This is a genomic window from Shewanella sp. SM29, from assembly GCF_025654245.1.
Classification (GTDB): domain Bacteria; phylum Pseudomonadota; class Gammaproteobacteria; order Enterobacterales; family Shewanellaceae; genus Shewanella; species Shewanella oncorhynchi.
This window is the reverse complement of record NZ_JAKKRN010000008.1, coordinates 149,515-160,839: the sequence shown is the minus strand read 5'-3', so window position 1 is coordinate 160,839 and position 11,325 is coordinate 149,515. Positions and strand designations below refer to the sequence as shown.

Sequence of the window (11,325 nt, the reverse complement as noted above, 5' to 3'; positions counted from 1 at the left end):
CCCCATGTGAGAGTAGGTCATCGCCAAGCGCCTAATTTAGGTTAACGTGTAGACGTTAAGCTAAAGGAGCGGTAGTTCAGTTGGTTAGAATACCGGCCTGTCACGCCGGGGGTCGCGGGTTCGAGTCCCGTCCGCTCCGCCAACATTAAGAGATAAGCCTCATCGAAAGATGAGGCTTTTTTCGTTATGGCGTCGTGGATAATTCGTGTCAGTGACGCTAATGCTTCGGGCTCGAAGTACATGGTTATCATCATACTCGGCCATCATGTAGACGAAATCCTTATCAGAATATGACGCTTTCGCTTCAATGTTAAAAATCAAAACCTACTTTTTTGCCGATCTTTATTCCACTTTATCGATAGTGTTTCTTTCACGTTCTGAAAACCTCCTGTGCGCGACTCGGCAGTATTGACCTGTGACACTGATCTCGGACAAATTAAACGGTATAATGCCTTATGTCTTTCATGAGTAACGAAAATGAATTGTCGTCTTGGGTGTGGTGCTTGTTGTATTGCGCCTTCAATAAGCAGCAGTATTCCGGGTATGCCAAAGGGTAAGGCGGCGGGTGAGCGTTGTGTGCAATTGAGCGATGCCAATTTATGTTTGATTTTCGGCTCGCCTGATCGTCCTGCGGTATGTAGTGATTTCGATGCATCTGAAGATGTTTGTGGTCATTCAAACGAAGAGGCGATTTGGTTGATTACTCAACTCGAATCTCAGACCTCTCATTAAGTTTATCGCTGACAGGTGAAATATGCAGTTAACTCGTTATACCGATTTTGGCGTTCGTACCCTGATGTATTTAGCGGTTCAGCCAGATAGAACAACTTTATTTAGGATTGCTGAAATTACGCAGGTGTTTGATCTGTCACCAAATCATGTCTCTAAGATAGTGCATCATTTAGGCAAGATGGGTTACCTTGAAACCATCCGCGGTAAGATGGGCGGTTTCCGTTTGGGTAAGCCTGCGAGTGAGATTAACCTAGGCCAGTTAGTTCGAGTGTTAGAAAACTCACTCGCCCCTATTGATTGCAGCAAACCTTACTGCCGATTTACACCAGCCTGTAAGCTTAAAGGCGTGTTAGCTCAGGCTGTTGAAGCTTATTTGAATGTGCTGGATCAATATACTTTGCTGGATATTGTGAGTAACCGTGATGAGTTAGTCGCCTTGCTGCCAGACTTTTCTATTTCAGTACTGCAACTGGATTAGTACCACTTTTAAGTGCAATACCGATGGGGAGCAAACTCGATGCTGGCACTAGATCAATCCCCTCGGTTTTAAGTCTGTGTAGGTTAGCCTCTAAGAAGCGCATAGTTTCTGGATAGGGATGGGCAATCACCACCAAGCTACCTTGGGTATGTGCCTGACTTATCATTAAGTTAAATTGTCTCTCGAGTGCATTGGTACTGGTATCATTGTCTAGAAACAGTTGGCGTTTTAGTAAAGGAATGCCTAGCTTATCTGCGTTATCCCCTGCCTTAGTGAATCGTGTTGTCATACTATCGACAAAATACAGCTGCTCTTGTTTGAGTGTTTCCATGACCCAGAGCATGGGATCGTCTAGTTGAGTTAATAGACTCCCCATGTGGTTATTGGCACCTTTGGCAAAGGGAACGCTGTTAATCGCATCAATAACACTGGTGCGAATTTGTGCCTCAGTCATCGTATTGGTTAATCCCCCCAGCCCTAATGTCTTACCATTAAGCGCCTGCATGGGAAGATGTAGCATAATTTCGTGGCCTTTTTGGTGTCCTGCGTTAGCGAGTTCTTTGCCAAGTGGGGTATGAGGTAATACTGAGAGTGTTACTGTACTGGGCAGTGCCAGCACGGCTTTATCTGTATGACGATAACCTATGTCATCAATAATGAGTGCAAGCTGGGCAGCATAGCTTTGAGAAATGCTTAGGGCCAATAGGGCCAAGGAATAAAGTAAGCGCACAATTTCTTCTTATTCATCATGGTGCTGTATCCATGCAATGGCAGAGGTCACTTGGTGATCTTGGGCCAGTGATGCATGGGCTGATAGGGCGTCGATTATAGCTAAATTACCAACGCCGGAACCAGTTTCGGCGGCAATTTTTATGTCGGGGATGATCCCTATGTTGTGAATGTTTTCACCTCTAGGAGTATTGTACTGGGCAATTGTGAGTTTAATCGCGTTACCATCTTCTAAAATTGGGATCAGGCTTTGTACTGTACCTTTGCCAAAGCTGGTCTCACCTAAGAGTTTGGCACGACCATTTTCTTGTAATGCGGCGGCGAGAACTTCGGATGCAGAGGCCGAGCCTTTGTTGATTAACACTAGCATAGGCACGTTAGTCAGCATGGTTTGCGGTGAGGCATAGTAGTCAGAGTTGGCGTCGAAGAAGCGGCCAGAGGTCGAGACTATGCGTCCTTTGGCGAGAAATAGATCCGCAATTTTAACCGCTTGGTCGAGTAGGCCGCCGGGATTATTACGTAGGTCTAAGATAAGTCCTGTGAGCGGTTTTTTTTGCCATTGGCTGAGCGAGCGCACCATATCTTCGTTAGAGTTTTCTTGGAAGTTGCTTAATCTGACATAGCCAATATTGCCATCAAGCAGTTGAGTGCTGACCGACTCTATAGTGATATTGCTTGGCTTGAGTGACACTTTAAAGGTGGCATCGTCATTACTGTGTTTTAGCTCTAAGTTAATGCTCTGATTATTGAGACTATGTCTTTTTATTTCAGTAAGGATATCGGCTAGATTCGTTTCAGTCGCCAGGGTGTCGTTAAGTTTAATAATAATATCGCCCGCACGTATTCCCGCTTGCTCTGCGGGAGAATGGGCAAAGGGGGCTATGATGCTGATGTGGTCTTTTTGGGCCGCGACTTCGAAACCGAAACCAAAATACTCGCCGCGATTAGAATCTTTAAGATCGAGTAATTCTTGATGATTCAAGAAGCTGGAATAGGGGTCGAGATGTTCAAAAATGCCTTTGATGGCGGCTTGCACTAGCTCTTCTTTGGGAACGGTTTTGATATAGTAAGTTTCAACCGTTTCAAGTACATCTTGTAGTAATGGATAGTCAAAGTTGTCGCGGTAGGATTTCGCGTTCTCTTGGCTGGAGAGGCTGATGGATAGGCCTAAAGTGAGACCTAATCCAACGCAACTGATATAGCGGATCATGTATTTCATAACGGTCCCCTGTGATAAGGGGACCGTTATGATTAGCGACAGTATTTCGCTGGATCGACGGCTTGCCCTTTATGCCTTATTTCAAAGTATAGGCCAGGCTCGCTCTGTCCACCTGAACGTCCGACTAAAGCAATCGCTTCACCGCTTTTTACCATCTCACCAGGGCTTTTTAGTAGGGTTTGAGCGTGACCGTAAAGACTCATATAACCTTTCCCGTGATCGATGACCATAACAAGACCAAAACCGCGTAACCAGTCGGCATAAATGACTTTACCACCTGAAACGGCTCGAATATTTTGCCCTTCTGGTGCAGACAACATAGTGCCTTTCCACACGACTTGACCGGAACGTTGGCTACCAAAGCTAGCACTCACACGACCTTTTGTCGGCCATTTAAGTTTGCCACTTTGTTTACCAAAGCCTTCCATCGAGGGATTATCTTTCATGGCCCGCAGCGCTTGTTCAACGACACGCTTTAAGCTGGCCTCTTCAATTTGCAACTGTTCGAGCTCTGCACCCTTAGAATTTAAGGTACGTTGCAACTCTTTGATGGTCAGTTGACGCTGATCTTGCTCTTGGCTCAAACGTTTAGCTTGTACTTGTTGTTCGGCCACGAGTTTCGTTAATTGCTTTTGCTTACTCGTTTGCGACACCTTGATCTCATCTAGCTCGGTCAAGGTTTGCTTTAATTCGTTGATCGACTTCATCCGCGCTTTATTGAGGTATTGGTAATAAGCCAACATACGCTCGATAGTGGCGGGACTTTGCTGATTAAGCATCATCTTAGTGTAATCGTGATTACCGGCAAGATAGGCGCTCGATAGCTGTTTCGACAGTGTTTGTTGTTGAGTCACTTTAAGCGTTTCTAACTCATCTTGACGTTGTTTTAGCTCGGCAAGTTTAGTGTCGATTTGCGCTAAGCTATTTTTAGTGCTGTTGACTTTTTTGGCAGCTGACGCAATCGCTTCTTCATCGCTACGCAGCAATGACAGCAGTTTTTCTCTTTGTTTACTGGTGGTTTTTAATGCGCTTTGTTGTTGATTTATTTGCGTTTGGATTGATTTTAACTCGGACTTACGCTTCTCCAAATCAGAAGCGTGTGCCGAGAAAGATAACATCATAAAGCCAGCAATAATGCTGGCTTTAACAAGGAGTCGAGTGCTCACTAGGTAACGGTTACTCTTTTATGTGGATTAAGGGTTTGCCCGTCATCTCAGCTGGAATGGCTTCGCCGATCAATGTCAAGATGGTAGGTGCAACATCGCTGAGTTTACCACCTTCATCTATGGTCGCATCGCGTCCAACAAAGACGAAAGGCACGAGTTCACTGGTGTGGGCCGTGTGAGCCTGACCTGTGGTTTCGTCGGTCATTTGCTCGGCATTGCCGTGGTCGGCGGTAATAATACATTCTCCGCCCACTTTCGCCAGCGCATCAACCACACGGCCGATACAAGCGTCGACAGCTTCACAAGCTTTAACGGCGGCATCGAAATTACCTGTGTGGCCAACCATGTCACCATTGGGGTAGTTACAGATGATCACGTCGTACTTGGTTGATTCAATTGCTGCGACTAACTTGTCAGTCAGCTCAGCTGAACTCATCTCAGGCTGTAGATCGTAAGTTGCCACTTTAGGCGAGTTGATTAGGATGCGATCTTCTCCCTCGAATGGCTCTTCTTTACCGCCGTTAAAGAAGAAAGTCACATGGGCGTATTTCTCAGTTTCAGAGATACGCAGCTGAGTACGACCTTGTTTCTGCAGCACTTCACCTAAGGTATTCACTAAGTTTTCAGATGGATAAGCGATAGGGGCTGTGATGTCGCCAGCATACTCAGTCAAAGTGACGAAGTGCATTTTCGGCATAACAGCGCGTTCGAAGCCATCGAAATCTGGGTGAATAAAGCTACGGGTGATTTGACGGGCGCGGTCAGCACGGAAGTTCATAAAAATCAGGGCATCGCCGTCTTTTAAGGTCGCAACTTGACCGTTGGCATCTGTGATCGCCGATGAAGAAACGAATTCGTCGTTTTCGTTACGTTCGTAAGCCGCTTCCAATGCTGTAACGGCATTGTCGTATTGGAATTTTGACTTGCCTTGGGTGATTAAATCGTAGGCTTGCGACACGCGATCCCAACGATTATCCCTGTCCATAGCAAAGTAACGACCAATAATCGATGCGATACGGCCATGGCCTAATGTAGTAAACAGATCATCAAAATGGCTCAAGCTACCCTTAGCGCTGCGCGGTGGCGTATCGCGGCCGTCGAGGAAAGCGTGCAGATAAACCTGAGTTGCACCGCGCGCAACGGCCATACGGCACATAGCTTCGATATGCTCTTCATGGCTGTGGACGCCACCGGGAGAAAGCAAGCCCATAATGTGTACTGCTCCGCCAGCTTTGATGGCTGAGTCTACCGCATCACATAGTGCAGGTTTTTTTTCAAACTCATGATCTGCAATGGCTTTACTGATACGAGTGAGTTCTTGATAAACCACACGGCCAGAGCCTAAGTTAATATGGCCAACTTCAGAATTTCCCATCTGGCCATCAGGTAAGCCAACATCTAAGCCAGAACCTGAAATCAAACTATGGGGATATTTAGCGTTGAGACGGTCGAGTACCGGAGTCTTGGCGTGGAAAATCGCATTATTATGCGTGTTTTCACGGTAGCCCCAGCCATCGAGGATCAACAACGCGAGCGGACGTTTAGCTGTCGTCATAGTGATACCTTTAAGTTTTATAGAAGCGATAGAAATCTGAAATTGGTCAAATATTACTACGTTAGCGGGGTATGAAAAAGCGCTTTACCCCGATTAAGGTCATCGAATCACTAATTCGCCCGATTCTGTGAGTGGCTTGTGACAAGTACAGAGTCAATTGCACTAAAAGTGCGATCTCGAACTGTGACTAAACTGCTGCATTCTGCCAAGGCAATCGGTATACTCTGTGCCCTTATCGAATTTTCGCCATTTATGCGGGCAATCATCATGCAAGAATATATCGAATTTTTTAAAGCTCACTCAATGCTCAGTCTGGCTTGGGTGGGATTATTTGTTGTGCTTGTCGCGAGTATCATCAAATCGAGCATGTCAAAAATCAAAAGTATTTCTCATCAAGAATTAACGATTATGGTGAATAGACAGGATGCTAAAGTGGTTGATGTGCGCTCGAATGACGAGTTCCGCAAGGGCCATATTGTTGATGCACTTAACGTTACGCTCGCCGATATTAAAAATAATCAGATATCAGCCCTTGAAAAGTATAAAGCCAGTCCCATTATATTGGTATGCAATGCTGGCATGACCTCGTCTCAAGCCGCTCAGCTTTTGAGTAAGCAAGGTTTTGAAAACCTGTACAACTTGAAAGGTGGTATGGGTGAATGGCAGGCAGCAAATATGCCTGTTTCAAAAAGCAAAAGATAAGTTGTCGGCGGCAGTTATGATTTAAGCTGCACTCAATCCACAGGATAGTGCAGTAATAAAGTCATCATTGTTTGGCATACTGATCCTACGGTCGCTAAGGGCTTAATGTAAGTTTTTAGACTGGTTCGATCGATACCCGAATATGGGTACAAGTTGGGATGATACCGAGATCTGATATAGGCCTTGAGTAACATAAGCCCCGAGCCAATTTACGTTCAAATAGTAATTGGCTTTCAAATAATAATTGGCTTTCAACGAAAAGCCGATACAACATTGATAGGATAGGTAGGAAATTATGGCTGAAGTAGCAAACAACGAACAACAAGCCCCACAATTCAACATCCAACGTGTTTACACTAAAGATGTGTCTTTCGAAACGCCTAACAGCCCAGCGGTATTCCAAAAAGAATGGAACCCAGAAGTTAAGTTAGATTTAGACACGCGCAGCGCTAAATTAGCTGATGATGTGTATGAAGTTGTCCTGTCTTTAACTGTGACTGCACAAAACGGTGGCGATACCGCTTTCCTATGTGAAGTACAACAAGCCGGTATCTTCTCTATCACTGGTCTGACTGAGCCACAACTGGCGCATTCATTAGGTGCATACTGCCCTAACATCCTATTCCCATATGCTCGCGAAACCGTGGGCAGCTTAGTTGGTCGTGGTACTTTCCCACAACTGAACTTAGCACCTGTTAACTTCGACGCGCTGTTTGCCCAATACGTGCAACAACGTCAAGCTGCTGCGACTGCACCAGCTGCCGAAGAAGCTAACGCTTAATTACATGAAAAACTCTGCCGATATCACGGTATTAGGGGCGGGCTCTTATGGCTCCGCCCTTGCCATTTCTTTAGCCAGCAACGGTCATAAGACCTTGTTATGGGGACACGATCCTGCCCACATGCAAACGCTCGCTCAAGACAAGTGCAACCAAGCTTTTTTGCCTGGTATTGCGTTTCCTGATTGTTTACAGATCGAAGCCGATTTAGCCAAGGCCTTAGCCGCCAGCAACAATGTGTTAGTGGTCGTGCCAAGCCATGTGTTTGGTACTGTGCTTGAGCAAGCTAAACCGTTACTCCGTAGCGATGCGCGTATCGTATGGGCAACGAAAGGGCTCGAACCTGAAACCGGACGTTTGCTGCAAGATGTGGCCCGTGATGTGTTAGGTGAGCAATATCCGCTGGCGGTGTTATCTGGGCCGACCTTCGCGAAAGAACTCGCCATGGGTTTACCTACGGCCATTTCGGTCGCGGGCACTTGTCCTAAATTCACCAACGATCTCGTCGAGCTGTTACACAGCCCTAAACGTTTGCGGGTTTACGCCAATGACGACTTTACCGGACTGCAACTGGGCGGCGCGGTAAAGAACGTGATCGCGATTGGCGCGGGCATGTCCGACGGTATCGGCTTTGGTGCGAATGCCAGAACAGCCTTGATTACCCGTGGTTTAGTCGAATTGACGCGTTTAGGCGAAGCCTTAGGTGCCAATGCGGCCACCTTTATGGGCATGGCGGGGTTAGGCGACTTAGTATTGACCTGTACCGACAACCAATCCCGTAACCGTCGTTTCGGTTTAGCCTTAGGTAAAGGCTGTGATGTGATGACGGCACAGGCTGAAATCGGCCAAGTGGTTGAAGGTTATCGCAATACCAAGGAAGTGTTTACGCTTGCGAAACGCCTTGGGGTTGAAATGCCAATCACTGAGCAGATTTACCAAGTCTTGTACCAAGGTAAATCGCCCGTCGATGCTGCGAAAGAATTGCTCAGCAGAGAAAAGAAATCAGAAACGCCGGCGCAATAAACCGCGAGCCGTGATGATGCTGAATAAAGGAAAGGGTGCTAAAATAGCGCCCTTTTTTGTGCCTAACGTTTGAGCTTATCTTTGCTCCGTTTAGCGGTTACTGACTTGCTTGCTAAAGGTTCGTGAGTCAGCAAACTGCCTGTTGGCAGCCAATACCAATCAATTTATCTGTGTGGAGTAAGAGCGTGAAACATCATGATGTCATTATTATCGGAGCCGGCGCCGCGGGATTAATGTGTGCAGCGACAGCGGGTTACCGAGGCCGTGATGTACTCGTACTTGATAATGCTAAGCAAGCGGGGCGTAAAATTCTTATTAGCGGTGGTGGCCGTTGTAACTTCACTAACCTTAAAGTTGAGCCCGCTAATTTCCTCTGTGGTAATCCCCACTTTGTTAAATCGGCACTCGCGCGTTATCCGTCGCAGCAGTTTATTGAAATGGTCGAGCGTCACGGCATTGAATACCATGAACGCGATCACGGCCAACTGTTTTGCAATGACTCGGCCAAAGAGATAGTCACTATGCTATTGACCGAGTGTGAATGGGCGGGCGTGACGATTAAGCTGCGCACCGATATTCTGGCCGTTAAAAAGACCGAGGCAGGGCGCTTTGAGCTCAATACTTCTAACGGCGAACTGAGCTGCGACTCACTGGTTATCGCCACGGGTGGCTTATCCATGCCTAAACTCGGCGCCACGCCTTACGGCTATCAACTGGCCGAGCAGTTTGGCCTAAAAGTATTGCCAACTCACGCTGGTCTGGTGCCTTTTACATGGCACAGTGAAGATAAAATTCGTTTCGAACCCTTGTCGGGCATTGCTGTACCGAGCCGCATTACCGCCAAAGATGGCACTGCATTTAGCGAAGCGCTGCTATTCACTCACCGTGGCTTATCTGGCCCTGCAATTTTGCAGATTTCCAACTATTGGAAAGCGGGCGAAACCATAGAAATCGATCTCTTGCCGAATATGGATTTGGCGCAATTGCTAGAGCAACAATTCTCCGCGCACCCTAAGCAAAGCCTGCGTAACACCCTCAGCCAGTGGTTACCTAAACGGCTGGTTGAAGTGCTATTCGATGAAGCTTTGTTGAACAAAGCCTTAAATCAGCTAGTTCACGCCGAGCGCGCAAAACTTGTGGATGATCTCCACCGCTGGACAGTATTGATGAACGGTACTGAAGGCTACCGCACCGCCGAAGTGACATTAGGTGGCGTCGATAGTCATGAGTTGTCATCCAAAACCATGGAAGCCAGCAAAGTCGCAGGACTCTACTTTATCGGTGAAGTCATGGACGTAAGTGGTTGGTTAGGCGGGTTTAATTTTCAATGGGCCTGGGCATCTGGCGTGGCTGCAGGACAAGCGGTTTAGTCTCTAACTTGCAAGAGTAATGAGTTTAAAACTCTGACTGTTTGAACTCATCAAAGCCAATCTTCTGGCCAACTCAAAAGCCAGATAACGTTGTCGTTAGGTGTGCAGGATGAATTGCCACTGTTCCCTTAGTGACACGCCGTGAATGTGTCCATATAGGCTCGACGGCGTCATCCATGTCGCCAACGGTCACTGTTTCAACAATTGCAATCTTAGCAACTGTTGAACTGATAATTTACTTAAAAAACATAGTTATCAGTGTTGATTAAAAGCTATCTACCCCACCGAAGCATGGAAAGCGGTTGATATTTAGCCCCACTTGAAATGTAGTGTTCTTGTGTATGGGTCAGCTTTGAACGCAAAATCATTACTGTCAATGAAGCCCATTTGATCATTGCTTACTCGTTCACCATTCAACATGAACGTCCAGTAGTAGAGATCGTAAAGGTCGAGATATGTTCCCGCTTCCGTCTCGGTGCTTTGCAGCACAAGTGCTCCTGTTTTAGCATCTCGATAATATACCTCTATTGTATCTTCCTGCACTAGAGTAGCTTCAATGGTCATTGTTTTAGTGGAGAGCAATAATTTCGTCTCGCCGACCTTCATGCCGTCAGAAGCTGTGGCCTTTGTCTTAGCCTCCAAGGTTTCTATGGCTTCTATAGCTTTCCGGTTTTCGCGCTCAATTATTTCATCAGCCCTTGCTTTGTAATCTCGGAACAAGGAATGAACCTCATCACGCGTCTTCACGAGGAATGTGGATGCAAGTGACAAACATATTGATGTATAACCTTCCTCTACTGGCGTAGGCAATCCTCTGCCGCGCTCCTCACCGATGCGAAAGAACGACATCGGCAACGCATGGACGTGAGATGAAAGAAGAACGTACAACCACCTAAATAGGACCTTCTCAATTCCAGCCTTCTCAGCTATGTCCTCAAGCGGAAAAAGATAAGCTGATTGCCCATGCAAAGCAGTTTTCTTCTTTTTCTCTGGCAAGGTTTCAAAGAATGGGTTCGCCTTTATTCGCTCACGTATTTCGTCGGCCACCTGCGACAACTTTTCTACTTCTTCATTGCTTTCACTCGCAGTGAACATGCGAATACGAGAGGTGCAGTCGTGGAGATTAAATATATTCCAACGACACTCCCATTCTTTTTCATCACATTCTTCAGTGCACAAATAGTAAAACGCGATCCTAAGCTCTAGCATAGTTCGAGTAATTCCAGCAGCAGAAGCGTAATCCCAGTGCTCAATTTTTTTATCCACCCAAGGAGTGAAGGGCATGATTTGAGCAAGAGTCACTCCCTTGGTCACAAGTGCCGTGAATAAGACTGATGAATAGTAGTGTTTGGCACTTGGGGATGCTATCCCACTATAGCTCCGTGACACGTACATACACTCTCGAACAACATTGTCCAACATATCGACAATGCGCATATAGTCATCGCTTGGCTCGTCACCTAGGGAGGATAAATTAACTATCTCATCGTGTGTTAGGGCTGTTGGTGTTTCGTCTGTCACTTAAGTTACTCCTAGTATTAGAAATATCTTCTGGTACTTTCGATATCACAG

The 11,325-nt window shown here is 46.4% G+C and carries 11 protein-coding genes and 1 tRNA gene; 7 read left to right on the top strand and 5 right to left on the bottom strand.

Annotated elements, in window-relative coordinates; translation table 11 throughout:
• The first annotated feature begins 65 nt into the window (after positions 1-65).
• From L5L77_RS07970 to L5L77_RS07960, 3 genes are all read left to right on the top strand, one after another.
• A tRNA-Asp gene (locus tag L5L77_RS07970) sits at positions 66-142 on the top strand.
• 335 nt (positions 143-477) lie between these two features.
• Positions 478-732 carry a YkgJ family cysteine cluster protein gene (locus L5L77_RS07965; RefSeq protein ID WP_131525655.1) on the top strand — a complete coding sequence of 85 codons (255 nt, stop codon included), beginning with the start codon at positions 478-480 and terminating at the stop codon, positions 730-732.
• A 22-nt stretch (positions 733-754) separates the two neighbouring features.
• A complete protein-coding gene (locus L5L77_RS07960) occupies positions 755-1,210 on the top strand; it encodes an Rrf2 family transcriptional regulator (protein ID WP_105250838.1) in 456 nt (151 codons plus the stop codon).
• On the opposite strand, the gene L5L77_RS07955 is transcribed toward L5L77_RS07960, so the two are convergent.
• From L5L77_RS07955 to gpmM, 4 genes are read right to left on the bottom strand one after another with little or no spacing between them, the layout of a single operon-like run.
• Positions 1,185-1,940 (bottom strand): divergent polysaccharide deacetylase family protein, encoded by a 756-nt coding sequence (locus L5L77_RS07955; protein ID WP_263186874.1) that lies wholly within the window; start codon positions 1,938-1,940, stop codon positions 1,185-1,187. The two genes, L5L77_RS07960 and L5L77_RS07955, sit on opposite strands and share 26 nt — an antisense overlap.
• 9 nt (positions 1,941-1,949) lie before the next feature.
• The gene (locus tag L5L77_RS07950; protein WP_263222520.1) at positions 1,950-3,158 is read right to left on the bottom strand and encodes a S41 family peptidase; all 1,209 of its coding nucleotides are present in this window, start codon (positions 3,156-3,158) and stop codon (positions 1,950-1,952) included.
• Between the two features lie 32 nt (positions 3,159-3,190).
• A complete protein-coding gene (locus tag L5L77_RS07945; RefSeq protein ID WP_113941204.1) occupies positions 3,191-4,324 on the bottom strand; it encodes a murein hydrolase activator EnvC family protein in 1,134 nt (377 codons plus the stop codon).
• Positions 4,325-4,334: 10 nt separating this feature from the next.
• Positions 4,335-5,879: a 2,3-bisphosphoglycerate-independent phosphoglycerate mutase gene (gpmM, locus tag L5L77_RS07940; RefSeq protein ID WP_263222518.1), complete on the bottom strand. Its 1,545-nt coding sequence runs from the start codon at positions 5,877-5,879 to the stop codon at positions 4,335-4,337.
• 267 nt (positions 5,880-6,146) lie between these two features.
• Between gpmM and L5L77_RS07935 the strand changes: the two genes are divergently transcribed.
• From L5L77_RS07935 to L5L77_RS07920, 4 genes are all read left to right on the top strand, one after another.
• Positions 6,147-6,581 carry a rhodanese-like domain-containing protein gene (locus L5L77_RS07935; RefSeq protein ID WP_105253030.1) on the top strand — a complete coding sequence of 145 codons (435 nt, stop codon included), beginning with the start codon at positions 6,147-6,149 and terminating at the stop codon, positions 6,579-6,581.
• 295 nt (positions 6,582-6,876) lie between these two features.
• A complete protein-coding gene (gene secB, locus L5L77_RS07930) occupies positions 6,877-7,362 on the top strand; it encodes a protein-export chaperone SecB (RefSeq protein WP_006083777.1) in 486 nt (161 codons plus the stop codon).
• A 4-nt stretch (positions 7,363-7,366) separates the two neighbouring features.
• Positions 7,367-8,383, top strand: a complete 1,017-nt coding sequence (gene gpsA / locus L5L77_RS07925) for an NAD(P)H-dependent glycerol-3-phosphate dehydrogenase (protein WP_220591593.1) — start codon at positions 7,367-7,369, stop codon at positions 8,381-8,383.
• Positions 8,384-8,568: 185 nt separating this feature from the next.
• Positions 8,569-9,753 (top strand): NAD(P)/FAD-dependent oxidoreductase, encoded by a 1,185-nt coding sequence (locus tag L5L77_RS07920; protein ID WP_263222514.1) that lies wholly within the window; start codon positions 8,569-8,571, stop codon positions 9,751-9,753.
• A gap of 309 nt (positions 9,754-10,062) precedes the next feature.
• Here the strand turns inward: L5L77_RS07920 and L5L77_RS07915 are convergent, their stop codons facing one another.
• The gene (locus tag L5L77_RS07915; RefSeq protein WP_263222513.1) at positions 10,063-11,274 is read right to left on the bottom strand and encodes a DUF5677 domain-containing protein; all 1,212 of its coding nucleotides are present in this window, start codon (positions 11,272-11,274) and stop codon (positions 10,063-10,065) included.
• Positions 11,275-11,325: the final 51 nt, after the last annotated feature.

Bases quoted from the DNA above. Each gene is read 5' to 3' on its own strand.
- L5L77_RS07965 (WP_131525655.1), top strand. From the start codon at position 478: ATGAATTGTCGTCTTGGGTGTGGTGCTTGTTGTATTGCGCCTTCAATA.
- L5L77_RS07960 (WP_105250838.1), top strand. From the start codon at position 755: ATGCAGTTAACTCGTTATACCGATTTTGGCGTTCGTACCCTGATGTAT.
- L5L77_RS07950 (WP_263222520.1), bottom strand. From the start codon at position 3,158: ATGAAATACATGATCCGCTATATCAGTTGCGTTGGATTAGGTCTCACT.
- gpmM (WP_263222518.1), bottom strand. From the start codon at position 5,879: ATGACGACAGCTAAACGTCCGCTCGCGTTGTTGATCCTCGATGGCTGG.
- L5L77_RS07935 (WP_105253030.1), top strand. From the start codon at position 6,147: ATGCAAGAATATATCGAATTTTTTAAAGCTCACTCAATGCTCAGTCTG.
- secB (WP_006083777.1), top strand. From the start codon at position 6,877: ATGGCTGAAGTAGCAAACAACGAACAACAAGCCCCACAATTCAACATC.
- gpsA (WP_220591593.1), top strand. From the start codon at position 7,367: ATGAAAAACTCTGCCGATATCACGGTATTAGGGGCGGGCTCTTATGGC.